The following is a 23,956-nucleotide window of genomic DNA, read 5'->3' as shown; positions in this document are numbered from 1 at the left end:
AGGATTTTCATTGCTCCACATCCCAAAGGAACTTTTCGTCACCAGGTCCGTCCACAGAACGCTGGGACTGGACCCCAACAACTCCATCCTAAGCTGTGGATTTATCCACCACACCCGCCATCTCCCCCAGAACGAAAATCTGGTTTTTAAGTACTATGGCGCCCTTCTTCTCCTGAGCGGGGAGGGCACCTACATGGACAGGGACGGAAAAAGCACCCGGATCTATCCCGGATGCTTTATACAGCGTATTCCCTATGTCCGCCATTCCACCATCACAAAGGAGGACGGGAAATGGCTGGAGTTTTTTGTCTGTTTTGGGTATGAGACCTACCGGGCCCTCACCCACATGGGGCTCCTCCAGGACCAGCCGGTCCTCTGCCCGGGTCTTAACCAGTCCCTTCTGGACCGGTGCCTTTTGTTCTACGACCACCTGGAGCACTCCTCCCCGGAGCAGCTCCCCTATCTGCTCCTGGAGGCTCAGCAGCTCGTCTTCGGCATCTATGACATGCACAGGAAGCAGAGTCTCCACCCCTCTGTGCGCAGTCTCCTGTACCAGGCAAGAGACCTCCTTGGAAGCGGACAGATCCCGGATGACAGCTGCCGGGGCACGGCAGAGTATCTGGGGCTTGGATATGAGAATTTCCGGAAGCTGTTCCGCCAGGAATTCCAGATCCCTCCTCACACCTACCTCATACAGAAGCGTCTGAACAACGCCAAGGAGTTTCTCCTGCAGGACGATCTGTCCGTGCAGGAGATCGCCGCACGGACAGGGTATCCGGACAGCTTCTCCTTCTCCAAGCAGTTCAAAAAGTATACCACCCTGACGCCCCGCCAGTTCCGGGCCCTGCACCAGGTGCCCGGAACTGGCAAAGGGAGCAGCTAGACCGTGTAGATACCCTCCCGCTTCAACTGACGTATGCACTGCTTCCGCACGATCCAGAAGCACACTGCCTGCATGGCGATGGTAAATATCCAGGACCCCGGGTAGGAGATGAACAGGAAGCGCAGTGTCCTGTTATGGGGGAAGAACCCGTATATCCACACGATCCTGGTCCCCACTGTCCCGATCACGGACAGGATCATGGGGACAGCGGAGCGCCCCATGCCGCGCAGAGCCCCCGGGAAAAGGTCCATGATGCCGCAGAGGAAATAGGGGACTGTTGTGATGGACAGGATTTCCAGACCGCACTGCACCACCTCCGCGTCCGAGGTGTATATCCCAAGGAGGCGGGAACCGAACACATAGGCGCCCACGCCCAGCACCAGGGCCGCACCTGCCGACAGGATCATGCAGTCTGTCAGGACCCGGTCCATCCGCTTCTGCTTGCCCACACTGTAGTTCTGGCTGGTAAAGCTCATGCAGGCCTGGGTCACTGCGTTCACAGACACATAGAGGAAGCCCAGGATATTGTTGGCGGCCGTGTAGCCTGCCATGGCGATGGAGCCGAAAGAGTTGACCGAGGACTGGAGCATGGCGTTGGAAAAATTGATGACCGTGCTCTGGATGCCCGCCGGTATGCCCACCTGGAAGATCCGTTTCAGGTAGACAGCTCTGATCCTAAGCTTTGAAAAGCGGAGCTGATAGCTCCCCTCCGTCCTGTGGAGGCACCGGAGCACCAGGATGCAGGAGACCATCTGGGAGGCCACCGTACCAATGGCCACGCCGGCCACGTCCAGGGGGATGACGATGACTAGCAGGAGGTCCAGCGCCACATTTGCCAGGCCTGCCGCACAGAGGAACATCAGGGGCCGCTTCGTGTCACCCACTGCCCGCAGGATGGCTGCCCCGTAGTTGTAGAGCATAAAGAAGGGCATGCCCAGGAAGTAGATGCGCATGTACGTGGTGGACTGACCGATCACATCCCCGGGCGTGTCCATCAGCTCCAGGGCAAAGCGGGACATGGCAAAGCCCACAAAGGCCATGATGACGCCGCTGACCAGAGCCAGGGCGATGGCTGTATGTACCGACTCTGACATCTCCTGATCCCGCCCGGCCGCATAGTACCTTGCCGCCAGCACGTTCGCCCCAAGGGATATCCCAATAAAGAGATTGGTGAAAATGTTGATCAGAGCCGTGGTGGAGCCTACGGCAGCAAGCGCGTCGCTCCCGCTGAAGCGCCCCACCACGATGATATCCACCGCGTTGAACATGAGCTGAAGGATACTGGTCAGCATCAGGGGAAGCGAAAATGAGATCAGCTTATCCATAATGGTTCCGTTGCACATATCTATTTCATATTTATTCCTTTTCAAGGTCCGGTCCCTCCATTTTACTTTCTGCCATGGCTATCTTACTGCTTTCTCCCGTTTTCGTCAATAGACGCCGGCTGCAGTTATCCGGGGCTCCTTATCTCACAGCCACTCCCCGTACCTGCGCATATAGAGCTTCTTCACAGCGGTGGCCAGCGCCATGTACCCGGCCACGATGGCGGCGAGCCAGGCAAAGTACGCAGCCGGCAGCGGCGCAAGGCCCAGAGCGCCTCCCAGAGGTGTGAAAGGGAGACAGGTGGCGGCCGCAATGCCCGCCAGAGACAGGAGGGTGACCGGGGCGGAAGCCCGGCCCTCCTGTCCGGAAATCCGGGAAAACAGCTGGCCGCCTGTACACGCGGGGCAGATCACAAAATACAGCACCCCGAAGGTGACAATGTCGAACACTGAGCTCACCGGACCGTTCCAGAGCATAAATCTGCTTATCCCGGAGGCGTCCCATTTTCTCGGCACCCGCAGCCAGTCCTCATCTACATTGTCCCAGGACATGGCCGTGCAGGAAATATCGTATGTCGCTGTCATGCTTCTGGTCATTTTTTTCATGCTTCTGTACCTCCCGACGTTTTATTTTTGTTCAGTGCGCTGGTAAGAGTACAGCGGTCATCTGCCGGGGGACTTTTATATGCCAGGAGCCTGTCATCTCCGGAAAATAAAAAAACCACCGCCTGTAAGATTTTCTCACAAAACGGTGGAAAAGCATGCAGAAATAAAGCTACGGACCGGCACACCCATGCCTCCGCAGCAGAGATCCACGCTCTGCCCGACACCGCTTTGCACTTCCGCTGCTGCTACTGTGATACATAAGTGTGCCCACCTTCCTTTCGTCCTCCGCATTTTCTTTCATGCACCTTTTCTCCCGCCCGGCTCCTCCAAAAGCCTCCGGCAGAATAAAAAACCCTGTATGTCCGGTGAACATACAGGGAAAGCATACCTTTCGCATATTCGTATGAGCTTTAACTCTGCAGGGCGGTGAAACTGTATTATGGTACACCTTGCTGTCGATGCACCCTGTTCAAACCCTCTCATAGTGTCTCCACTATTTCGCGGCAACAGTCCATATCCCTTGCAGTAGCCTTACCTACCGAACAGCTAAAAAATAACATGTTTCAAAAAATCTGTCAACCATTAAAATCTCTTTATCTTTCTCGTCGTGGTCTTCTCAAATTCCTTGTCCCGGACGACGAGGCTGTAGATCTTCTTCTGGGAAGCCGCCGTCCTGTTGTACTCATCGATGACCTCCTGGAGGGCCGCCCTCACGTCCTTCACCCTCTTCTTTTTCACGTAGTCCTGGTCCGGATAGATCTCTGCCTCGATGACGCCGCCCTTCTCACGGACGAGCACCTCACCCACAAGGCGGTTCCCGCTGAGGGCATTTTCCAGTTCCTCCGGGGACACGTTCTCCCCGTTCTTTGTGATGATGAGGTTTTTCTTGCGGCCTGTCAGGTAGACAAAGCCCTCCTCGTCCACATAGCCCAGATCGCCGGTCTTCAGCCAGCCGTCCTCCAGGGTCTCCGCCGTCTCCTGGGGCATCTTGTAGTAGCCCTGCATGACGCTGCTGCCCTTCACCCAGAGCTCTCCGTCCACTGTCTTCGCCTGGCAGTTGGGCACAAGCTGTCCCACGGAGTCGCTGCGGATGTTCCACCTCTGGGAGATGCTGATGACAGGGGAGCACTCGGTCATACCGTAGCCCTGCTGGATGACAATGTCATACTTCTTGAACATGTCGATGTATTTGGGGTCCAGGTAGGCGCCGCCGCTGCAGATGGTGTGGAACTGCTTTCCGAACACCTGGTTCTTCACGATCTTCGCCGGCAGTAGGGAGGCCTCCTCCAGCTTCTTTGCCATGGTCTCGATCATCAGGGGGACCATCAGGATCATCTCCGGCTTAAAGAGCTTGATGTTCTTGGCCACCCGCATGAGGGAGTCATTGATGCAGATCACCGCCGCCAGGGACACGCCCTTCAGGATATCCATGCTGAGACAGTAGGCGTGGTGGATGGGGAGCACGGTCATGATGACGATCCGCTCCGGGATCTTCATGTCCAGGCAGGTGGCGTTCTCCGCCACATTCCTGTGGGTCAGCATGACACCCTTGCTCTTTCCCGTGGTGCCTGAGGTGAACATGATGGTGCAGAGCTGGTCCGGCCGGGGCTCATAGTCAAAGCTCCCCCTGTGCTCCTCAAGCAGCTTCCAGAAGGCGGAGGCCTGCTCGTCGTGATCCTCCTTCTGCATGGAGATAATGCTGCGAAGCTGAGGGCATTTCTCCTTCGCCATGGCGGCCACGTCTTTTCTCACCTCATCGCAGACGAGCACCGTGGAGTCCGACCGGCTGATCAGGTCGCACACGTCCTCCGCCGGCAGGTTCACGTCCAGGGGCACCACCACGCTGCCGCTGTCCACAGTGCCAAAGTAGGCCACCAGCCACTCGTAGGAGGTCATGCCGATGACCGCGATGTGGCTTCCCTGCTCTCCCAGGTCTCTGAGGGCGCAGGAGAAGCTCTCGCTGTCCTCCTTTAGCTGTGTGTAGGTTTTCGATACAATTTCATTTTTACTCACTTTATAGCGTATCGCGTCCTTTGGCCCGTACTTTTCTTCCGTACCTGCCAGTATCTCACGGACAGTACTGCAAAGCATATCTTCCCACCCTTTCTTCTGCTTTCAGATCAATTTTCAGCGGTCAGCTTTTCCAGATAGTCCACAGCCTCCTGCACGGTGCGGATGTTTGCGGCCTCTGTCTGCTCCACTTCCACGTCGAACTCGTCCTCTATCTCGCCCAGCATGCTCATGAAGTCAAAGGACGTAAAGCCAAGGTCCTCCATAAAGCGTGATCCCGGATGGATGTCCTTTGGCTCCACCTCCACATAGTTACAGATGATATCAACTAATTTCTCAAACATGGTCCTTCTCCTTTTTCTACACTAAACTAATTTGATGATCTCGCCGATGGTCAGGTCCGGGTTCTCCGCTCCCTTGAACATGATACGGCACAGATAGTAGTACAGGTACTCCAGCTCCTCCTTTGACACTGCCTTGATCTGGTGTTCAAAGTTGAAGTCCAGCCCGTTGTCCTCCGGACGGTGCATGACAGTCAGGTACATGCCCTGGGGACAGATGCCGTTGGGGTACCATTTCGTCTTGTACCGGATGTCTCCCAGCTGGTCCAGTCCCTTCTCCTTCAGGGTCAGCGGCTGGTAGGTCAGGGAGATGGGCTCGTAGCCCAGTCCCGCCTGGGGCTGGGGATAGGTCTTGGCCCGGTAGGCAAAGTAGGCTGTGGGGTCGTAATTCGCGTGGCGGAAGTACTCGTTCTGTTTGTCCCGGATGGCGTATACGCCGTCGATAAATTTCATGTCCTCCGGGAAAATGGTCCGGAAGGGGAAGGAGTGGATCCTGGTGCCGCCGGACTTCTTCTCCTTCAGGGTGGCCCTCCTTGCGATAGTGGTGGTCAGGGACACATCCTCAGATCCGTTCATTTTCTGGTAGTAGGTGCGAAGTCCCATGAGGAGCAGGCATGCCAGGGACACGTGGTATTTCTCGCAGAAATCCATCAGCCTCTTTGTGGGCTCTGCCTCCAGGTGGAAGATATCCAGGGCGGAGGTTGTGTCGTCGGTGACGCAGAAGGCGGACCGAAGCTCTGGATTTTTAAACCTCTCCCTCATGGACTCCAGCTTGGCCGTGCCGTGGAGGTCATTGTAGATGGGCTCGGACTTCTCGATCTCCTTCTGGAAATACTCGCTGTCTCTTTGCTGCGCCCTGCTGCCCGCCTCGTAGGCGAAATCCCTCTCGATCTGCTCAATGTAGGAGGCCATATCCTTAGGGTAGGGAACGCCCTCGTACTTGGCGCTGCAGTACAGCTCGATGATATCCTTCAGGAAGCAGATGAGGGACTGGGCGTCCACGATCATGTGGTTACCAAGGAAGTACACGCCGTTAAATCCGTCCGGCATCCTGATCATGACGATCCTTGTCAGGGGAGAGTCAAACATCTTGAAGGGCACGGTGGTCCACTGCTGCATCTGGGCCTCCGCCTCCTCCACAGTCCCGCCGGAGAAATCCGCGAACTCGATATCCATCTCCTCCGGGTCCGTCACATACTGATACCAGGTCCCCTCTTTATCCCTGGCAAAGCGGACGCGCATGGCCTCGCTCCTTGCGTAGGCCTCGTTGATGGACTTCTTCAGCTGTTCCCAGTCAAGCTCCACCTCGATGGTCAGGCTTGTCCCGATATTCAGCACCGCCATGCTGGGGCAGTGGGGCGCATAGTACATGTGGAATTTCTGGGCTACAGTCAGCGGATACACTTTGTGACCTTTTCTTGTTCTCATCATTTCATTATTCCTCCGATAAATACATCCAGGGCCTCCTCGTACGCCTTGGTATCTTTATAGTAGCTCTCTCCGTGGCCCGCACCCTTGACGATCAGCTTTGTCTTGGGCGACGCGCAGTTCTTATAGATTTCCTCGCACATCCAGCAGGGTACGAAGATATCCTCATCCCCGTGGATGAAGAGGAAGGGCACCTTTGCCTTTCTCACTTCCCTGGCCGCATTGCAGTCGTCCAGGCCGTAGCCCGCCTTTTTCCGGTTTACCCTGTCCGCGATCTGAATCATGGGAAACGCCGGCAGGTGGTACATGCTGTGGAGCACATGAGTAAACACGTCCCTGGCGGATGTGAAGGCGCAGTCGGACACGATACCCTTCACCTGCCGCGGAAGGTCCATGCCGCCCATCATGCAGACGGTGGCGCCTCCCATGGAGTTTCCGTGGAGCAGGATCTGGGCGTCATCGCCGGTCTTTTCGATCATCCATCTGACCCATTCCAGTCCGTCCAGCCGGTCCATGGTGCCAAATCCGATGTAGGTGCCTTCGCTGTCGCCGTGGGCTCTCTCATCGATGAGGAGCATCCGGAAGCCGTGATCCAGATAGTAATAAGAAAGACTTCCATAGTCGTTCAGCCCCTTGCTGGTGTACCCGTGGAAACAGATGACAGCCTTTGTCCCCCCGTTCCCCGGAAAATATGTACCGTGCAGCTTCAGCCCGTCCTTGGACCGGATCCACACGTCCTCGTGGGGCTGCGCCATCATCCAGTCGCTGCGCTCATGCATGAAGGGAAAATGGCTCTCCCAGTCCACGCCGGACATCTTTATGGTGCGCTCCACCTTTGCGTTGTATCTCTTCATGGTCCTTCTGTAGAAGTAAGCTGTCCCGCCGGCTTCCGCCGCGGCCGCGGCCCCCAGGAGCAGGGCCGCCCCTTTCAGTAATCTGCCCATTCTTCTCACCTGCTTTTCTTCTTGCTGTTGATCAGATCCTTCAGTTTTATAGCTTTATCGATATTGCCTTCCACCTTCAGTTTTCCAAGCGTCACCGCAAGGATGGGGTCCGTCTTTCTGTCCGCGATCTTGAACAGTGTCTCCGCGGAGCAGGTAAACATGGCGTCCCTGTCAAAATACTCGTAGGGCTCCACATAGAGCTGCCCGTCCTTCACCTCCGCGTAAAAGATCCCTTCCGCCTCACCGGTGATGTTGAACTGGTATGCCAGATGCTCGTGGATATCGCTGACATCCGCATCCATCAGCATGCCCTTTACCTTTGAAAACATATCTGCGTAGGTCATAGCATCCTCCTTCTCGACCGTTTTCTCTCTTTTTCGACCAACGGTCATATCCTTTTCCCTGTTAGAGTAACATCTTTTCGGCCAGTGGTCAACTATCGTTACCCTCAAAATACAGCCATGTTTTTTCTGTTTTTTGTGCGTTTTTACAGTTGGCCCGCACCCCCGTTCTGTGGTATATTGTATGTTGAATTCATGCAGGCGGATACCAGCGGGAAGGACCGGAAGGAAAGGTGACACACATGCCAAATCAACTGAAATATAACAGGATCCTGGACGCTCTCCAGGAGCTTTTGAAAAATCAGAAAATGCAGACCATCTCTGTCAGCGACATCGCCCAGACCGCAGGCATCGGCAAGGGGAGCATCTACTACTATTTCCCCTCCAAGGACGCTATCCTGGACGCCCTTGTGGAGCGGAATTACGAGAAGCCTCTCCGGACCGCGAAGGACCTGGCAGACCAGACGGAAATCTCGCCCTTCACCAGGATGGCTATGATCTTCCAGGCCTGCCGCAGCTCCTCCTCCGAGTTCCTCAAGTCTGAGGAGCGGGCTGGCTCCGACACCCAGGAGAAGGTCTTCCTCCGCCAGAAGTACGTCAATCACATCATCACAGAGCTAAAGCCCGTCCTGGCGGAGATCATCCGGCAGGGTGTGGAGACAGGAGATATCCACTTCAGCGATCCCGATGGCCTGGCCGAGATCGTGCTGATCGTCCTGGCAGTCAAGTTCGACAACTCCCTTGTCCCCTCCTCAAAGGAGGACATCGAGCGGACCATCAACGCCCTCATCCTGCTGCTGGAGAAGGGGACGGAAAATCCGGCGGGCTCGTTGAACTTTTTGAGGAGCCCTCTGTCATGAAAGTTTCCCCGGTTTAAAGAGACTGCTGTCACAGGAAAGAAGCCTCCATATTTTCCATGATGTGTCAATTTTCAGAAAGGAGCTGTCCTGCCATGTATTATAAAGAGTTTAGAGGAAACAAGATCTCCGCACTGGGTCTGGGAAGCCTGCGGCTCCCCACCGTGCCCGGAAACGCAGCCTCCATTGACCGCACAGGGGCAATGGAAGTGATCGACCAGGCCTTCATCGAAGGGATCAACTTTTTCGATACTGCCTTCACCTACCACAATACTGACTCCGAGAGATTTCTCGGCGAAGCGCTGTCCCGCCATCCCCGCGACAGCTACTATCTGTCCTCCAAGTTTTATGTGGGAGCCCGGACTGATCTGGACCATGTCTTTGAGGAGCAGCTTGCGCGCTGCCGGACAGAGTATTTTGACTTTTACATGCTGCACAGCGTGCAGGAACAGTTTTTCGACGACTATATGGATCCGGAGCGGGATTATATAGGCTACCTGCTCAAACAGAAGGAGGCCGGCCGGATCCGCTATCTCGGCTTTTCTTCCCATGCGGCGCCGGATGGGCTGGAAAAATTCCTTCAGTGGCACCCCGGCTTTGACATGGCTTTGATCCAGCTCAATTACCTGGACTGGACAATGCTGGACGGCAGACGTCAGTACGAGATCCTGGCTGAACACAATATCCCGGTCTGGGTCATGGAGCCTCTGAAGGGCGGCCGCCTCGTACACTTAAGCCAGGAGGCGGAGGACATCCTGCATGCCGCCGCACCGGGACAGTCAATCCCCTCCTGGTCCTTCCGCTATCTGATGGGGCTGGACAATGTGCAGTGCGTCCTCAGCGGCATGTCCTCTCCCCAGGAGGTCCGTGCGAATGCAGAGGTATTCAGGGAGTCCAACGCACTCTCCGCAGCAGAACGTACAGCGCTGGAAAGGGCAGTAAATGCTTTCCGGGATTCCTTTGGCGTCCCCTGTTCCTCCTGCCGCTACTGCTGTCCCGTCTGCCCGGCGGATCTGGATATCCCGGCTCTGATCCAGGGCTACAATGAACTTACTGTCGGCGGGGAGCCGTGGAAGCTGTTCCAGCTGACTCAGATAAAGGGCCCGGAGGCCTGTCTCCAGTGCGGAGCTTGTGTGAGGAGGTGCCCCCAGAGGATCAACATTCCTGCTGTCATGAAAAAATATGCAGAGCTTCGCTGATCTGCGGAATTTGACCGGTCTTTTTACTCTGTTTTCCGCAGCACGTTGTCATCGCAGAACAGAACACCCGAGTGCGCCGGAGTGATATATCATAAGCAGCATCCGAAAAGGGAGAGGCCGGAATTGGTCTCTCCTCTCTCATTTTTACTCACGGTATAACAGATTGGCATTCCCCAAAAGAGAAAAAGAAAAAAATTCAAAAAAGTGCTTGCATTTTTGGAAAAGCCTGCTATAATAATATTTGTTCGCTGAACAAAACGAACACAGAAGCTTAGTAATGCGGATTGGTGTAATGGCAGCACAGCAGACTCTGACTCTGTTAGTAGAGGTTCGAGTCCTCTATCCGTAGTTCCTTGGCAGGGGCACCGGAACTTCTGTAAAAGGAAGTTTCGGTCAATATCAACGGAGTGTGGCTCAGCTTGGTAGAGCGCTACGTTCGGGACGTAGAGGTCGCAGGTTCAAATCCTGTCACTCCGACTTATCCCTCGTTTTCACGGGGGATTTTCTTTTTCTAAAATCAGAAAGCCGGTTGCTTTTTCATTTTCAGTTTTGTGGATACAACCGCCGTACATCCGTTTTCAAAGGTATGCAGTGACAGGAAATCTGCATATCTTTTTATTGTACGATCAAGAAGACAGAATCATACTGTGGACAGCAGTTACTGAGCAAAAGATAAATGATCGAAAACATTTGAACATTCAGACGGAGGAAATGCACGGCAGATACTTTGTACAATGTACTCAGCGAAGAAAATCAGGGGGAGATTGACGATAGCGAGGACGGATATTCTTATGGGTTTCTAAATATCAGCGTTGGAATATATCGCCCCTCTGTCCCCGAAGATGTGGAGGATATGATAGCGGAAGCCACTGCGGACGGAAAGCCGATGGATGAAGCCGAAATCGAAGACGAGATGAAAAAAGCAAACTATTGGGCCACTATCGGCATCGGCGTCAGGGACTATTACAGGCAGCCTCTATTTTGAGTGTCCACTTTTTTCTCAATTGTCAAAGCTGTGTCTCCCCGTATTGGCTGACCACTCCTCTATATTCCAGCAAAACCAATGCGAAAGTGTGTCCCTCCCGGTCACAATTCACACAATTCCCCACCACAAAAGATAATCGGGGACGTGATCCTTTTTAAAAGGATCACGTCCCCGATTACGATTACATTTTCTTTATCCTATCAATGGCCGCCACTGTGTTCTCATAGGAGCCGAAAGCGGTCAGCCGGAAGTAGCCTTCTCCGCTGGGGCCAAAGCCTGAGCCCGGCGTACCCACAACACCGGCGTTCTCCAGCAGGTGGTCGAAAAACTGCCAGGATGTCATGCCGGCCGGTGTCTCCAGCCAGATGTACGGGGCGTTGACGCCGCCGGATACGTTGTAGCCCGCATCCTTCAGTCCCTGATAGATGACTTTTGCATTGTTCATATAGTAAGCCACCTGCTCTTTCAGCTGTGCTTTTCCTGCCTCAGAGTAGACAGCCTCACCGGCCTTCTGCACGATGTAGGGCGCGCCGTTGTACTTTGTGCCATGGCGTCTTGCCCACAGAGAGTGGAGCATCACATCGCCGGACTTAATGTCTTTCGGGACAATGGTGGCTCCCAGGCGCACGCCTGTAAATCCTGCGTTCTTGGAGAAGCTGCGCAGCTCGATGGCACAGGTCCTTGCCCCCTCACACTCGTAGATAGTGTGTGGAACACCCTCCTCGGAAATATATGCCTCATAGGCCGCATCGTAGATGATGACAGCGCCCACCCTGTTGGCGTAGTCCACCCACTCCTGGAGCTGTGCCTTTGTGATGGTGGAGCCTGTGGGGTTGTTGGGGAAGCACAGATAAATGATGTCCGGTGTCTCCTTCGGAAGCTCCGGAGCAAAATTTGTCTCCTTTGTGCAGGGCATGTAGATCACATCGCTCCATGTCTCTGTCTTCGGGTCATAGGTGCCTGTGCGGCCCGCCATGACATTTGTGTCCACGTACACCGGGTACACAGGGTCACACACAGCGATCCTATTGTCCTTTGCAAAAATCTCCTGGATATTTCCGGAGTCACACTTTGCGCCGTCGGAGATAAATATCTCGTCCGCCTTAATGTCGCAGCCCCTGTCCTGGTAGTCATTTTTCGCCATGGCACTGCGCAGGAACTCGTAGCCAAGGTCCGGCGCATAGCCGTGAAAGGTCTCCGCGTGAGCCATCTCGTCAACCGCGCCGTGGAGCGCGTCGATGATGGCCGGAGCCAGCGGCTGGGTCACATCGCCTATACCCAGGCGGATGATGGATTTCTCCGGATTCGCCTCCTGGTAAGCTGACACCTTCTTTCCGATGGTTGAAAAAAGGTAACTGCCGGGCAGTTTCAGATAATCTTCATTTACTTTGAACATCTCTTGTATTCTCCTTATCTTTTACTATCTTTTATACCTCACCGTCAAACACATGGACAGCGGGCCCTGTCAGCAGAATCTCACCGGTTTCCTCCCTCCACTCCGCCAGCAGGTCTCCTCCTATTAATTTTACCGTAACCTGGCGGTCTGTCAAGTCATTTAATACACCAGCCACAAGAACCGCGCAGGCCCCGGTGCCGCAGGAAAGGGTCTCCCCGCTCCCCCTCTCCCACACCCGCACCCTGGCAGTCCGCCGGTCCTCCACCTGGGCGAACTCCACATTCACCCGCCTGGGAAAGCGGCCGTGGTACTCTATAGACGGCCCCAGCCGCTGCAGGTCGATCCCCCTCACATGGCCCGTGAAAATGACCGCATGAGGATTTCCCATGGAGACTGCCGTCATCGGGTACTCCACACCGCCAACCCGCACGGGCTCATGTACCATGCAGGTGTGCTCCGAGATGGCGGGCACCTGGTCCGCCTCCAGGACAGGCTTCCCCATATTCACCTCCACCATGCGGATCTCGCCGCCTGCCCCGTCCCCCTCCCCCGGGAAAAGCCGAAGATGCCGGGTGCCGGACCCGGTCTGTATATCCAGCTCTCTCTTATCTGTGAGTCCCCTGTCGTACACATATTTTCCGAGACAGCGGATGCCGTTCCCGCACATCTCTCCCCGGGAACCGTCCGCATTGTACATCTCCATAGCAAAATCCGCTCTTCCGGAAGGGCGGATCAAGACGAGGCCGTCCGCACCCACGCCGAAATGCCGGTCGCTCAGGCGCCTGGCAAGGATATCCGGCTCGTTGACCACCTCCTCCAGACAGTTCACATAGATATAGTCATTCCCCGTGCCCTGCATTTTCGCAAACCTCATAGCACGCCTCTGCCTCCTGGCCTGTAGTCCTTCTTGTTTCATATATACGGCCGCAGCCACCTGTTTTAGAAGTGCGCCTTCCACGAAAAAAAACGGAAGCCCGCCGGGCCGTCCCGGGAAATCATCCCGGAGACAGCCTGGAGAGCTCCCGTCATTGGGAACCAGCCATATCCTCGCGCCAGTATTTATACCTTTGCCGTCAGCGTCTTTGCCGTCACACCGGGCTGCATGCCAAGCTTGCCGGAGAGCGCGCTGGCCACCTCTCCCGGCGCGTCCATCACCACACTGATGATAGACACATTTCTCTGTCGGTAGGGAATGCCCATCCTGCCCACGATGTACTGTCTGTACTCGTGGAGCAGATCATTCACCGCCGCAGCGGCCTCCTCGTCCCTGACAATGATGCTGACCACCACTACTTTACTCTCCATCCTGCATCTCCTCCACGATCTGCTGCGCAAATGCGTCCAGCTCAGTCTCTCTTCCGTTCTGGAGTGCAGACCTGATGGAAATCTTTGTGTCCAGGAGAGTGATATTCTTCATCTCTTCCAGCTTTGCCGTGATAAGCCGGCCGGATGCGGCCGCCCAGGTGCCGTTTTCCATGAGAGCCACAGTCCTGTTCTGCGCGGAGAGTGCCTTCATATCCTCAAGCAGGTCGGCCATGGGCGGGTAGATGCCCCCGTTGTATGTGGAGCACGCCAGCACCACATGGCTGCACCGGAATATCTCCGCAATGAGCTCTGACACATGAGTCCGGGACACATCGTACATCTTCACATCCTTCACGCCCTTGTCCGTCAGTCGGGAGGCAAGTGCGTCCGCCGCATTCTCCGTATTTCCGTAGATGGAGCCGTAGATGATGGCCACAGCCTTATCCTCGGGCTCATACCGGCTCCACTTGTCATACTTGTCCATGAACCAGGACAGACCGCTCCTCCACACCGGTCCGTGAAGGGGGCAGATCATCTGGATATCCACAGCTGCCGCCTTCTTCAGGAGAGCCTGCACCTGGACACCATATTTGCCCACGATATTTGCGTAATATCTCCTGGCATCCGGCAGCCACTCCCCCTCAAAGTCCACCTCATCGCTGAAAAGCTTTCCGTTCAGCGCACCGAAGGTGCCAAAGGCATCCGCCGAAAAGAGGGCCTTGTCCTTCTCGTCATAGGTGACCATGACCTCCGGCCAGTGTACCATGGGCGCCATGAGAAAATGGAGGGTGTGCGCCCCTGTGGCCAATGTATCGCCCTCCTTTACAGCCATCATCCGCTCTTCAGCGTCGAAACCGCTGACATCGTAAAACTGGCCGATCATCTGGAGTGCCTTGACACTGCCCACCACCTTTGCCTGGGGATAAGTCCTCATGACCTCCACGATCGTCCCGCAGTGGTCCGGCTCCATGTGCTGCACGATAAGGTAATCGAGGTCTCGCCCCTTCAGGGCATAGGCCACATTCTCAAGGAACTGCTGGGATGCGCTGCTGTCAACTGTATCCAACAGGACAGTCTTCTCATCCTGGATGAGATAAGAATTGTAGGAGACTCCGCGTGGAATGGGAAACAGGTTCTCAAAGAGAGCCAGTCTTCTGTCATTGCAGCCAACCCATGTAATGTCGTCTGTTACCTTTCTTGTGATCTGCATATACTAAACCTCCTGTTTATCTATCCGTTTTTTTGCCACCTTATTATACCATGGCCGCACGGCGGCCATGGGCCTCCGGCAGATGCGCGGCGGATTTCTGCGGTTCCGCAGAAACCGCTCTATGCGCAGGTATAATAACCACGCTGTGGTTATTATACCATACTTATCCTTCTGTGTATGCTGAATTTTTGACGTATTTTTCGCAGCATAGCGGCAATTTACACAAAAAGGGACAGGCCTTTCCCTGTCCCTCGTACTTTTCCGGCTGTTCAGAATGTAAGCTCCATCCTGGTACCCTTTCCCAGGCTGCTGTCCACATGGATGGAGGCATTGTGGAGAATAGCTCCGTGCTTAACAATGGAAAGCCCCAGTCCCGTGCCTCCGGTCTCCTTGGAGTGGCTCTTGTCCACCCTGTAGAAGCGCTCGAATATCCGTTCCTGCTGGTCCTCCGGTATGCCTATACCAGTGTCAGTGACGATCACCTTCACTCCCTTCAGAGTGCTCCCCACCCAGACGTCCACCTTTCCGCCGGGTTTATTGTACTTGATCGCGTTCTCACAGATATTGTAGATCATCTCGTTGAGAACCTGACGGATGCCCAGGATGCTGACCGGCTCCCCGGACACCTCCACATGTACACTGTGCTTCTCCGCCTTGTGGGCCAGACGCGAGCACACCTCTCTTGTGAGGGCATAGAGATCAACCTCTTCCTTCTCGACCTCACCGCCGCCTTCATCCAGCTTGGAGAGCCGGATGATATCCTCAATGAGCACGATAAGGCGGCTGGCCTCATTGTAGATCCTCTCGGAAAATCCGCGCACATCCTCGGGCCTGACAAGCCCGTTCATCATGATCTCCGCATATCCGGAAATGGACGTGAGCGGCGTTTTCAGCTCATGAGAAACATTTGCCGAAAACTCCTTTCTCATATTTGCAATTGCTTCTTTTTCCTTATTTTGCTTGTCCATACTTTCTAACAATGGAGTCAATTCCTCATAAACATCATTTTCCAGGGGATGTTCCAGATTCAGTTTATTGATAGGTTCTATCAGCTTTGACACCTGCCATTTTGACAGCATCCAGGCCAGGCCTACCATCAGCACTGCTATCACTGCCATTCCCGGCAGGATCTGCAGCGCCGAGCCAAGAGCGCTGGAGATTGTTTTTGAGACCCGGAGGACCGAGCCGTCCGAGAGACGCTGCGCATAGTAAAACATCTGTCTGCCCAGTGTATCGGACTCACGTATATCCTGTCCCGCTCCGCTTTGGAACGCCTCCCGCACCTCCGGCCGGTCCGCGTGGTTCTCCATATCCTCCTGTCCCTCCGAGGAATCATACAGGACATCTCCGTCACTGCCGATCCAGGTGACCCTGGTCTCCTCCTGCTGGGCATCCATCTCCTCCAGATATGCGGACCCGGACGCCTCTATCGCCGCACAGATATACCCTGCCTCCTGCCTTGCTTCCTCCTCCATCAGCCCCACGTTCTGCCTGTACACGACAAACGTCAGGAGGGCCATGGAGACCAGGAGCGTGGCCGCAATAACAAGGATCATGCTCCGCTGTATTTTTCGTCTCATAAAATCTCCTATTCGCTCATGCGGTAGCCCACACCGCGGACAGTCTGTATCTGTTCTCCCGCACTTCCAAGCTTCTGCCTGAGAGTCCGGACGTGGACATCCACCGTCCTTGTCTCCCCGTCAAAATCATACCCCCAGATATCCTCCAGCAGCTGATCCCTTGTCAGCACGATATCCGGGTTTTTCATCATCCGCTTCAGGAGCTCAAACTCCTTCAGGGTCAGTGTGACTACTTGTCCGTCCGCCTGGACCTCATGCTTTTTCACATCCATGACAATGTGGCCCAGGGCAATCTTGTCTTCAATCTTCACAGAATTCTTTTTACTCCTGCGCAGCACCGCCTTGATCCGGGAGATCAGCTCCATCATGCCAAAGGGCTTTGTCACGTAGTCGTCAGCCCCCAGGTCCAGTCCCATCACCTTGTCGTACTCTGTCCCCTTTGCGGTCATCATGATCACAGGGATGTCCTGGGTCTTCACCGACGCCTTCAGCTGCTTGAGCAGGGAGATGCCGTCCTCTCCCGGGAGCATGATATCAAGAAGAATAAGCTCTGGCGTTTCCAGCGCCAGAGCCTCAAGAAAACTGCTCCCGTCCTCAAATCCGCGGGCTTTGAATCCTGTTGTCTCCAATGTATATACAACCAGTTCTCGGATGTTGCTGTCATCCTCCACACAAAAAATCATCAGTTTTCTCCCTCGTTATCCTTTATGCCTCGACCGCCTGCGCTCCTTTATGGACACCTGTGATGGAGAACTCCACCCACTCGGCGATGTTGGTGGCATGATCGCCGATACGCTCCAGATACTTGGCGATCATGATCAGGTCGACGCCCTGCTCTCCTCTGTTGCCCTCCGCGATCAGATTGATGATGCTGCCGCGGATGTCGTCAAAGAGCCTGTCGATATTGTCGTCTGCCTCCATGACCTTTCTGGCCAGCTCAAGGTCGCGCTCCACGTAGGCAGTCACGCTGTCATTTACCATCCTTGCCACACCTGCGGACATCTCCTCGATCTTCTTGACATCTCCCGCCTCGGACATGCCTGCGGAGATGATGATCTCGGCAATGTCGGCTGTCTGGTCGCCGATACGCTCCATATCCGTGATCATCTTAAGAGCTGCGGAAATCTGGCGCAGGTCCTTTGCCACCGGCTGCTGCTGAAGAAGAAGCTTCAGGCAGAGACGCTCAATATCCTTCTCCATCTGATCGATCTCCTCATCTGCGGCCATGACCTTCTTTGCCTGTTCCAGGTTTCCCTCCACAAGGGCCTTTGTCACCCGGTTGATGGCCAGTTCGCAGAGCTCTCCCATACGTGTCAGTTGTTCGTTGAGCAGCTCAAGCTGCATATCAAATTTATTACGCATATCCTAACCAAACCTCCCTGTGATATAATCTTCTGTTCTCTTGTCTGAGGGGATGGAGAACAGTTTCTCTGTATCATTGTACTCAATGACCTCACCCAGCAGGAAAAATGCTGTATTGTCAGACACACGCACGGCCTGCTGCATGTTGTGTGTGACCATGACAATAGTATAGTCCTTTTTCAGCTCCATCGCAAGGTCTTCGATCTTGGAGGTGGAGATGGGGTCCAGGGCGGATGTGGGCTCATCCATGAGGAGCACCTCAGGCTCCACAGCCAGGGCTCTGGCGATACACAGCCTCTGCTGCTGTCCGCCGGACATGCCAAGGGCACTGGTCTTGAGACGGTCCTTGCACTCATCCCAGATTGCTGCATTCCGCAGGGATTTCTCCACGATGTCATCCAGCTTTGACTTGGAGTGCACGCCGTGGGTCCTGGGACCGTAGGCGATGTTGTCGTAAATGCTCATGGGGAAGGGATTGGGCTTCTGGAACACCATTCCCACACGCTTTCTCAGCAGATTGACATCCATCCCTTTGAAGATGTTCTGTCCGTCCAGCTCGATGCTCCCTTCGATCCGGCAGCCCTCCACCAGGTCGTTCATGCGGTTGATAGATTTTAACAGGGTAGATTTCCCGCATCCGGAAGGTCCGATAAAAGCGGTAATCTTATTGGCTTCTATTTCAAGATTTACATTTTTCAGAGCCTTGAAGTCACTGTAGTACAAGTCAAGGTTCTTAATACTTATCTTCGACATTTCCTTTACCTTTCCTATGCTTTAGTCAGTTTTCTTGCGATCACGCTTGACAGCGCGTTGATGCCTACAACGAGGACGAGCAGGATGACTGCCGTCGCGTACGCCTGGTCCATGTAGAGACCTTCACTGGACAGATTGTACATGTGCACAGCCAGTGTACGTCCGGAACCGAACACGCTGGTGGGCACCTGTGCCACTGTACCGGCAGTGTAGATCAGAGCGGCTGTCTCGCCTACGATACGTCCGATGGCCAGGATGATACCTGCCAGGATACCGGGGATAGCAGACGGAAGCACGATGCGGAACACGGTCCGCAGCTTACCTGCCCCCAGCCCGAAGCTTCCCTCACGGTAGGAGTCCGGAACTGCCTTTAACGCCTCCTCCGTGGTCCTCATGATAAGCGGAAGGATCATGATGGACAGGGTAAACGCACCGGCCAGGAGTGAGAAGCCCCACCCCAGCGTGTTTACGAAGAAGAGCATACCAAACAGGCCGTACACGATGGAGGGAATACCGGAAAGTGTTTCTGTTGTAAGACGTATGACCTCCACGAACTTGTTGCCCTTGCCGGCATATTCCACAAGGAAGATAGCGGAAAAGATACCAAAGGGGATGGCAATGATCAGGGAGAGCAGCGTCATGATCACTGTGTTGATGAGGGCCGGCACTACCGACGCGTTCTCAGAGGAATATTCCAGCGAGAACAGGGACGGGGTGATGTGGGGCAGCCCGTTTACAAGGATGTATACGATCAGGAAGATCAGCACCGCAAAGGTAATGACCGCCGCGAGCATAACAAGAAGGAATACCACGAAGGAGCCCGGATGCTTCAGATAGGTATTGAACTTATCTTTTATTGTCATTTTGTTACTCATGGTCCGCCCCCCTCTTAAGTAATGCCACGCTGAAGTTGATGATCAGGATGAACACAAAGAGCACAACGCCTGTAGCGATCAGCGCTTCTCTGTGCAGCCCTGTAGCATAGCCCATCTCCAGGACGATGTTTCCTGTCAGGGTACGGATACCCTGGAGGATGCTGGCTGTCAGACGGGGCTGGTTGCCCACGATCATGATGACTGCCATGGTCTCGCCGATAGCCCGGCCGATGCCCAGGACAATGCCTGCGATCACACCTGATTTTGCCGCCGGGATGATGACCCGGAAGATACTTCTCTCCTTTGTCGCTCCCAGAGCGAGAGAGCCCTCATAGTAGTGGGCGGGCACCGCTCTCATGGCGCTCTCTGTTGTGCCGATGATGGTCGGGAGGATCATCATGCCGAGGATAAGGGAGGTAGTCAGGATGCTGTTTCCGTCTCCCGCACGGTCCACCAGTCCCAGGCTCTTTAATGTCCGTCCGAACTCGCGGATGAGCGGCACAACGACCACCAGGCCGAAAAAGCCGTACACAACGGACGGGATGCCTGCCAGCAGCTCCGTGGCAGCCTTCAGCGGTTTATAGATCTGCTTCGGACAGTACATAGCCATGAAGACAGAGGTGAGTATACCGATGGGCACACCGAAGATGATGGCCCCCGCTGTCACATAGAGACTTCCGATGATCATCGGGAAGATGCCGAACAGCTCATTGTTCGGGCGCCAGATATCACCCGTAATAAACTTTACAAATCCGATTTCACCAATTGCAGGGATACCATTTGCAAAAAGAAAGATACAAATGAGTGCTACCGCCAGCACCGAAGCGCAGGCGGCAACTAAGAACACTCCCTGCATGAATTTTTCAGTCCATGCTTTAGATTTCATTTTTTACTTTTTCCTCTTATCTTATAGTAGGATTACTCAGCAATCTCATCCCAGGAGAATACTTCGCCTGTGTAGATCTGTTTTACCTGGTCAGATGTCATCTCGTCTGTCGGGTTGTTGTTGTTTACGATGACTGCAATACCGTCTGTAGCGATCACGGTCGGTGTAAGCTCAGCAGCCTCATCCTCCTTCAGCTCTCTGGATGCCATACCGATGTCGTAGCTTCCCTCGATAGTGGATGTCATACCTGTTGTGGAGTCAGATGTCTGGAGCTCGATGTTAGCGTTGGGGTTCACTTCTTTGTAAGCCTCTACCAGCTTCTCCATCAGAGGAGATACAGAAGAGGAACCACCTACTACACAGTCGCCTGCCGGCGCTGTTCCTGCATATGCCTCAACGTCTGCCACCGGGATGTAACCCTCGTCAGATACAACCTGCTGTCCCTCTGTGCTCATGATGAAGCTCATGAAGTCTGCGGCAACCTCGTTTGTGCTGTCAGGCTTTACTGCTACATTGAAAGGTCTGGATACCTTGTAGGATCCGTTCTCGATGTTCTCTGCTGTGGCCTCTGCTCCGTCAATGGAGAGAGCCTTTACGCTGTCATCCAGAGAGCCAAGAGAGATGTATCCGATCGCGTACTCGTTCTCAGCAACTGTTGTCATCATAACGGAGGTGTTGTTTGTGATCTGAGCGTCTGCTGTTGTCATGTCAACATCCTCGCCATCTACCTCCTCAACAACGCCGAACAGCTCTGTGAAGGCGCCTCTTGTACCGGACCCGTCCTCACGGGATACGATGGTGATATCGTTGGAGGCATCCCACTCACTTGCTGTGTCTGTGCTGCCGCTGTCTGAGGATGTGTCATCAGATGAGCTGCCGCATCCTGCGAGCATGCCTGTCATCATTCCTGCTACTGCCAATACTGCCATAAACTTTTTCATTTTCATGGTTTTGATCTCCTTTTGTTTTCCTGCGAAATTTTGTTATGTATTTTCTTGACAGTAGCTATCTTATAAGAGCAATGTTAAATCTGAAATCACCCGAATGTTAAATCTACGTAAAATCCTGAAGACTTGTAGAAATCTTACTGCCAAAAAAATACCCTTCCCACACAGGGCACACCTGGTGTCCCCATATGGAAAGGATATCCATTTTTCTGCAAATTACACATTTTCATCTGTTTTAGATGCCCGGCATCCCCGGCAGGTCAGAGTCTCTTCTCAAAGTTTCCATCCACCGCGCATCCCTCTGTAAATATCATGAAGGCATGGGGGTCGATACTGTGCACGATCTGCTTGATCTGCCCCATCTCATATTTGGATATCATGACAAACAGGATGTAGGAGGTCTTGTTTGTGTAGGCACCCTCCCCGTCCCAGTTGGTGACGCCCCGGCCGAGCTGTTCCATGATGGCCCGGGAAATGCCCGTCTTTTTTGTAAAGATCATAACGCTCATATTGATATTCTGCACATGGACACGGTCAATGGCAATAGACAGGATGGTCGTGTAGATGAGCGAGTAGATGACGATCTCTATGTTGAACATGAACAGACAGATTGCGTAGACGAGCACGTTCATCATGATATTGACCCTGCCCACACTAAAGCCGGGGTATTTCTTTGTGCAGCACAGGCCGATGATGTCCTGTCCGCCGCCGGAGCTGCGCCCCCTGAGGATCAGGCCGGTACCGGTACCCGCCACGATGCCGCCGATGATGCAGGAGGTGAGGTAATCGTCTACCAGGGGGGCTGCCGGAATGGGCACGATGGTCAGGAACACACTCTGGATGCCTACGGTCACCAGCGTCTTCACCGCAAAGCCCTTCCCCAGGACCCGGTAGCCCATGTAAAAGAGGGGGATGTTCATGATAAAGTAGATGATACCAGACAGGTCCACCCCCGCCGGCACCGGTACGTGTATCACCTGGACAATGAAGGTCCGGATCAACTGGGCGATACCCATGAAGCCCCCGTTGTAGAGTCCCAGGGGCGTGATCAGCACGTTGACGCCGAAGGCGAACAGAAAACTGCCTCCCACCGCATACACCACCTGGATCACGGCCTCTCTTTTTTTTGCGTCTGTCATTTTCTCTCTCATTCCCTTTTTTCCTCCTGTATCTTCATACTCGTCCGCCGTGCGGTCATCCCCCCGCACGCTTCCTCCCGCTTTAGAAAAAGGACCTAAGCTTCTGCTTAAGTCCCTGACTGCTGTTCTTCCAGACACGCCTGTATCGCCTCGTTCAGCGACAGCATCTTCTCGTCCAGTGTGGAGACCATCTCCGCACATTCCCGGAGATCGCGGCTGATATATTCCGGCGCGTTTCCCTCGAATTTATAATAAATCTTGTGCTCAAGACTGGCCCAGAAATCCATCGCGATGGTCCGGATCTGGATCTCCACCTTCGTGTCCACCACGCTGTCCGAGAGGAAGATGGGGACGGACACCAGCATGTGGTAGCTCTTGTACCCGCTGGGCTTTGGATTTTTGATGTAGTCCTTGATGGAGAGCACCTTCAGGTCGCTCTGATTGCCGATCATCTCAGCCAGCTTGTAGATGTCTGACGTAAATGAGCAGATCAGGCGGACCCCCGCGATGTCATTGACATACTTTACCATATTCTCAATGGATGTCTCGTATCCGTACCTTTTCAGCTTCTTGACAATGCTCTCCGCTGTCTTGATCCTGGTCTTGATATGTTCGATGGGATTGTATTGATGGACATGCTGGAATTCATCATTGAGGATCTCCAGCTTTGTCCCTACCTCCTTCAGCGCTGAAGAATAGAGGAACATGATCGTCTTCCAGCTGTCTACATCCTCATAAATCTTAAGTGGTGTTTCCATAGCTGCTATCTGTACTCCTTACTATGCCGCAGGCTGTATGTATATCCTTTTTATCTCCTGCAGCAGACTGCTTACATAATAGTATATCACACTCCGGAAACAATGTCATAGACTTCACACTTATTTAAGAAAGTAGTTATATTCGCTCCATACAGGGAGACGGCTTAAAATTCTATCCCCTCCCTGGCGCTCCTCCCCTCATCGTAGGGGTGCTTCACCTTCCGCATCTCTGTGGCGTAATTGGCCATCTGCATCAGCTCGTCCGACACGTGATGTCCTGTCATGACAACCTCCAGCCCCCTGGGCTTGTGCTGCAGGAAGTGGATCAGCTTCTCCTCGCTCAGGAGCCCCAGGTCCGCCGCGCAGACTGCCTCGTCCAGGATCAGCACGTCAAAATTGATGCAGAATTTAGCGATCTCATCCAGTGCCTTTGTGTTGTAATGTCTGTATTCTGCCTTCTCTTCCCTGTTCATCTGGTTGTAGAACTTCACGTGGCGTTTTCCCGGCAGACAGGTCACATTGGGGATCTGCTCCAGGATCTTTCTCTCGTTTGAAGTATTATTTTTCATAAACTGGAAGACAAGGACCTTCAGCCCGCTGCCCGCCGCCCGGATCGCCTGGCCCATGGCCGCTGTCGTCTTCCCTTTTCCGTCTCCGTAATAAATGTGTATCAGTCCGGTACCTTTCATTCCTATACCCCCTTGCTGCTTCAGGTAGTGTCAAATACTACCTGTTTTTTTGTATCTAAATTCTATAGAAACCTTGATTTTTAGGGAAATCTTCAATAAAAAGAGCATTGACCTCCCTTTTCTGGTATAATGTCTATCGC

General features: G+C 54.0%; 25 protein-coding genes, 2 tRNA genes and 1 riboswitch. Of the genes, 6 read left to right on the top strand and 21 right to left on the bottom strand.

All coding sequences use genetic code 11. The annotated features are described in order from the left end of the window. Positions 1-10 precede the first annotated feature (10 nt). Positions 11-883: a helix-turn-helix transcriptional regulator gene (locus B5E62_RS15150; RefSeq protein WP_087175353.1), complete on the top strand. Its 873-nt coding sequence runs from the start codon at positions 11-13 to the stop codon at positions 881-883. On the opposite strand, the gene B5E62_RS15145 is transcribed toward B5E62_RS15150, so the two are convergent. From B5E62_RS15145 to B5E62_RS15110, 7 genes are all read right to left on the bottom strand, one after another. Continuing rightward, positions 880-2,208, bottom strand: coding sequence for an MATE family efflux transporter (locus tag B5E62_RS15145; RefSeq protein ID WP_242957979.1), 1,329 nt, complete (start codon positions 2,206-2,208; stop codon positions 880-882). The genes B5E62_RS15150 and B5E62_RS15145 overlap by 4 nt on opposite strands. Before the next feature lie 144 nt (positions 2,209-2,352). After that, positions 2,353-2,811 carry a hypothetical protein gene (locus B5E62_RS15140; protein WP_087175352.1) on the bottom strand — a complete coding sequence of 153 codons (459 nt, stop codon included), beginning with the start codon at positions 2,809-2,811 and terminating at the stop codon, positions 2,353-2,355. Positions 2,812-3,202: 391 nt separating this feature from the next. Then, a riboswitch (M-box (ykoK) riboswitch) is annotated at positions 3,203-3,361 on the bottom strand. A gap of 32 nt (positions 3,362-3,393) precedes the next feature. Further along, entirely contained in the window at positions 3,394-4,902 is a 1,509-nt protein-coding gene (locus B5E62_RS15130) for an AMP-binding protein (protein WP_087175350.1), read from the bottom strand. A 29-nt stretch (positions 4,903-4,931) separates the two neighbouring features. Next, positions 4,932-5,165, bottom strand: a complete 234-nt coding sequence (locus B5E62_RS15125; protein ID WP_087175349.1) for an acyl carrier protein — start codon at positions 5,163-5,165, stop codon at positions 4,932-4,934. A gap of 21 nt (positions 5,166-5,186) precedes the next feature. After that, positions 5,187-6,590 carry a condensation domain-containing protein gene (locus B5E62_RS15120; RefSeq protein ID WP_087175366.1) on the bottom strand — a complete coding sequence of 468 codons (1,404 nt, stop codon included), beginning with the start codon at positions 6,588-6,590 and terminating at the stop codon, positions 5,187-5,189. After that, on the bottom strand, positions 6,590-7,534 hold the full coding sequence (locus B5E62_RS15115; RefSeq protein WP_087175348.1) for an alpha/beta hydrolase: 945 nt from the start codon (positions 7,532-7,534) through the stop codon (positions 6,590-6,592). The genes B5E62_RS15120 and B5E62_RS15115 overlap by 1 nt, the downstream gene beginning before the upstream one ends. 5 nt (positions 7,535-7,539) lie before the next feature. Beyond that, positions 7,540-7,878: an SCP2 sterol-binding domain-containing protein gene (locus B5E62_RS15110; RefSeq protein ID WP_087175347.1), complete on the bottom strand. Its 339-nt coding sequence runs from the start codon at positions 7,876-7,878 to the stop codon at positions 7,540-7,542. Positions 7,879-8,117: 239 nt separating this feature from the next. On the opposite strand from B5E62_RS15110, the gene B5E62_RS15105 reads away from it, so the two are divergent. From B5E62_RS15105 to B5E62_RS15085, 5 genes are all read left to right on the top strand, one after another. Continuing rightward, on the top strand, positions 8,118-8,735 hold the full coding sequence (locus B5E62_RS15105; RefSeq protein WP_076776217.1) for a TetR/AcrR family transcriptional regulator: 618 nt from the start codon (positions 8,118-8,120) through the stop codon (positions 8,733-8,735). A gap of 92 nt (positions 8,736-8,827) precedes the next feature. After that, the gene (locus tag B5E62_RS15100) at positions 8,828-9,931 is read left to right on the top strand and encodes an aldo/keto reductase (RefSeq protein ID WP_162610327.1); all 1,104 of its coding nucleotides are present in this window, start codon (positions 8,828-8,830) and stop codon (positions 9,929-9,931) included. A 278-nt stretch (positions 9,932-10,209) separates the two neighbouring features. Continuing rightward, positions 10,210-10,280 (top strand) — tRNA-Gln (locus tag B5E62_RS15095). A 54-nt stretch (positions 10,281-10,334) separates the two neighbouring features. Next, positions 10,335-10,408 (top strand) — tRNA-Pro (locus tag B5E62_RS15090). 250 nt (positions 10,409-10,658) lie between these two features. Continuing rightward, the gene (locus tag B5E62_RS15085; protein WP_087175345.1) at positions 10,659-10,916 is read left to right on the top strand and encodes a hypothetical protein; all 258 of its coding nucleotides are present in this window, start codon (positions 10,659-10,661) and stop codon (positions 10,914-10,916) included. A gap of 181 nt (positions 10,917-11,097) precedes the next feature. Here the strand turns inward: B5E62_RS15085 and B5E62_RS15080 are convergent, their stop codons facing one another. From B5E62_RS15080 to B5E62_RS15015, 14 genes are all read right to left on the bottom strand, one after another. Continuing rightward, entirely contained in the window at positions 11,098-12,312 is a 1,215-nt protein-coding gene (locus tag B5E62_RS15080) for an LL-diaminopimelate aminotransferase (protein ID WP_076776210.1), read from the bottom strand. A 31-nt stretch (positions 12,313-12,343) separates the two neighbouring features. Next, positions 12,344-13,186 (bottom strand): diaminopimelate epimerase, encoded by an 843-nt coding sequence (gene dapF, locus B5E62_RS15075; protein WP_076776208.1) that lies wholly within the window; start codon positions 13,184-13,186, stop codon positions 12,344-12,346. A 185-nt stretch (positions 13,187-13,371) separates the two neighbouring features. Next, the gene (locus tag B5E62_RS15070) at positions 13,372-13,617 is read right to left on the bottom strand and encodes a TM1266 family iron-only hydrogenase system putative regulator (RefSeq protein ID WP_087175344.1); all 246 of its coding nucleotides are present in this window, start codon (positions 13,615-13,617) and stop codon (positions 13,372-13,374) included. Then, entirely contained in the window at positions 13,607-14,827 is a 1,221-nt protein-coding gene (locus B5E62_RS15065; protein WP_087175343.1) for an FprA family A-type flavoprotein, read from the bottom strand. Before B5E62_RS15065 ends, B5E62_RS15070 begins: the two co-directional genes overlap by 11 nt. 269 nt (positions 14,828-15,096) lie before the next feature. After that, a complete protein-coding gene (locus B5E62_RS15060; RefSeq protein WP_087175342.1) occupies positions 15,097-16,407 on the bottom strand; it encodes a sensor histidine kinase in 1,311 nt (436 codons plus the stop codon). Between the two features lie 8 nt (positions 16,408-16,415). Next, entirely contained in the window at positions 16,416-17,090 is a 675-nt protein-coding gene (locus B5E62_RS15055; protein ID WP_087175341.1) for a winged helix-turn-helix domain-containing protein, read from the bottom strand. A 22-nt stretch (positions 17,091-17,112) separates the two neighbouring features. After that, a complete protein-coding gene (gene phoU / locus B5E62_RS15050; protein WP_087175340.1) occupies positions 17,113-17,769 on the bottom strand; it encodes a phosphate signaling complex protein PhoU in 657 nt (218 codons plus the stop codon). 3 nt (positions 17,770-17,772) lie between these two features. Next, positions 17,773-18,522 (bottom strand): phosphate ABC transporter ATP-binding protein PstB, encoded by a 750-nt coding sequence (pstB, locus tag B5E62_RS15045; RefSeq protein WP_076776197.1) that lies wholly within the window; start codon positions 18,520-18,522, stop codon positions 17,773-17,775. 14 nt (positions 18,523-18,536) lie between these two features. After that, positions 18,537-19,397 carry a phosphate ABC transporter permease PstA gene (gene pstA / locus B5E62_RS15040; RefSeq protein ID WP_033125695.1) on the bottom strand — a complete coding sequence of 287 codons (861 nt, stop codon included), beginning with the start codon at positions 19,395-19,397 and terminating at the stop codon, positions 18,537-18,539. Continuing rightward, positions 19,390-20,283, bottom strand: coding sequence for a phosphate ABC transporter permease subunit PstC (gene pstC / locus B5E62_RS15035; RefSeq protein WP_076776194.1), 894 nt, complete (start codon positions 20,281-20,283; stop codon positions 19,390-19,392). Before pstC ends, pstA begins: the two co-directional genes overlap by 8 nt. Positions 20,284-20,315: 32 nt before the next feature. Then, positions 20,316-21,230, bottom strand: coding sequence for a substrate-binding domain-containing protein (locus B5E62_RS15030; protein WP_076776192.1), 915 nt, complete (start codon positions 21,228-21,230; stop codon positions 20,316-20,318). A gap of 260 nt (positions 21,231-21,490) precedes the next feature. Continuing rightward, complete coding sequence (locus tag B5E62_RS15025; RefSeq protein ID WP_242957977.1) at positions 21,491-22,381, bottom strand: YitT family protein; 891 nt, start codon at positions 22,379-22,381, stop codon at positions 21,491-21,493. Positions 22,382-22,476: 95 nt separating this feature from the next. Beyond that, positions 22,477-23,127 (bottom strand): GTP pyrophosphokinase, encoded by a 651-nt coding sequence (locus B5E62_RS15020; protein WP_076776190.1) that lies wholly within the window; start codon positions 23,125-23,127, stop codon positions 22,477-22,479. 164 nt (positions 23,128-23,291) lie between these two features. Next, positions 23,292-23,816, bottom strand: coding sequence for a cob(I)yrinic acid a,c-diamide adenosyltransferase (locus B5E62_RS15015; RefSeq protein ID WP_076776188.1), 525 nt, complete (start codon positions 23,814-23,816; stop codon positions 23,292-23,294). Between the last annotated feature and the right edge of the window lie 140 nt (positions 23,817-23,956).

Source organism: Lachnoclostridium sp. An118, assembly GCF_002160985.1.
GTDB lineage: Bacteria > Bacillota > Clostridia > Lachnospirales > Lachnospiraceae > Claveliimonas > Claveliimonas stercoravium.
Note: the sequence above shows the minus strand (reverse complement) of the source record. Positions and strands in the feature narration are given on the sequence as shown.

Excerpts from the sequence above, each read along its gene's own strand:
- B5E62_RS15145 (WP_242957979.1), bottom strand. The coding sequence starts at position 2,208 with ATGGATAAGCTGATCTCATTTTCGCTTCCCCTGATGCTGACCAGTATC.
- B5E62_RS15140 (WP_087175352.1), bottom strand. The coding sequence starts at position 2,811 with ATGAAAAAAATGACCAGAAGCATGACAGCGACATACGATATTTCCTGC.
- B5E62_RS15130 (WP_087175350.1), bottom strand. The coding sequence starts at position 4,902 with ATGCTTTGCAGTACTGTCCGTGAGATACTGGCAGGTACGGAAGAAAAG.
- B5E62_RS15125 (WP_087175349.1), bottom strand. The coding sequence starts at position 5,165 with ATGTTTGAGAAATTAGTTGATATCATCTGTAACTATGTGGAGGTGGAG.
- B5E62_RS15120 (WP_087175366.1), bottom strand. The coding sequence starts at position 6,590 with ATGAGAACAAGAAAAGGTCACAAAGTGTATCCGCTGACTGTAGCCCAG.
- B5E62_RS15115 (WP_087175348.1), bottom strand. The coding sequence starts at position 7,534 with ATGGGCAGATTACTGAAAGGGGCGGCCCTGCTCCTGGGGGCCGCGGCC.
- B5E62_RS15110 (WP_087175347.1), bottom strand. The coding sequence starts at position 7,878 with ATGACCTACGCAGATATGTTTTCAAAGGTAAAGGGCATGCTGATGGAT.
- B5E62_RS15105 (WP_076776217.1), top strand. The coding sequence starts at position 8,118 with ATGCCAAATCAACTGAAATATAACAGGATCCTGGACGCTCTCCAGGAG.
- B5E62_RS15100 (WP_162610327.1), top strand. The coding sequence starts at position 8,828 with ATGTATTATAAAGAGTTTAGAGGAAACAAGATCTCCGCACTGGGTCTG.
- B5E62_RS15080 (WP_076776210.1), bottom strand. The coding sequence starts at position 12,312 with ATGTTCAAAGTAAATGAAGATTATCTGAAACTGCCCGGCAGTTACCTT.
- dapF (WP_076776208.1), bottom strand. The coding sequence starts at position 13,186 with ATGAGGTTTGCGAAAATGCAGGGCACGGGGAATGACTATATCTATGTG.
- B5E62_RS15070 (WP_087175344.1), bottom strand. The coding sequence starts at position 13,617 with ATGGAGAGTAAAGTAGTGGTGGTCAGCATCATTGTCAGGGACGAGGAG.
- B5E62_RS15065 (WP_087175343.1), bottom strand. The coding sequence starts at position 14,827 with ATGCAGATCACAAGAAAGGTAACAGACGACATTACATGGGTTGGCTGC.
- B5E62_RS15060 (WP_087175342.1), bottom strand. The coding sequence starts at position 16,407 with ATGAGACGAAAAATACAGCGGAGCATGATCCTTGTTATTGCGGCCACG.
- B5E62_RS15055 (WP_087175341.1), bottom strand. The coding sequence starts at position 17,090 with ATGATTTTTTGTGTGGAGGATGACAGCAACATCCGAGAACTGGTTGTA.
- phoU (WP_087175340.1), bottom strand. The coding sequence starts at position 17,769 with ATGCGTAATAAATTTGATATGCAGCTTGAGCTGCTCAACGAACAACTG.
- pstB (WP_076776197.1), bottom strand. The coding sequence starts at position 18,522 with ATGTCGAAGATAAGTATTAAGAACCTTGACTTGTACTACAGTGACTTC.
- pstA (WP_033125695.1), bottom strand. The coding sequence starts at position 19,397 with ATGAGTAACAAAATGACAATAAAAGATAAGTTCAATACCTATCTGAAG.
- pstC (WP_076776194.1), bottom strand. The coding sequence starts at position 20,283 with ATGAAATCTAAAGCATGGACTGAAAAATTCATGCAGGGAGTGTTCTTA.
- B5E62_RS15030 (WP_076776192.1), bottom strand. The coding sequence starts at position 21,230 with ATGAAAATGAAAAAGTTTATGGCAGTATTGGCAGTAGCAGGAATGATG.
- B5E62_RS15025 (WP_242957977.1), bottom strand. The coding sequence starts at position 22,381 with ATGAGAGAGAAAATGACAGACGCAAAAAAAAGAGAGGCCGTGATCCAG.
- B5E62_RS15020 (WP_076776190.1), bottom strand. The coding sequence starts at position 23,127 with ATGGAAACACCACTTAAGATTTATGAGGATGTAGACAGCTGGAAGACG.
- B5E62_RS15015 (WP_076776188.1), bottom strand. The coding sequence starts at position 23,816 with ATGAAAGGTACCGGACTGATACACATTTATTACGGAGACGGAAAAGGG.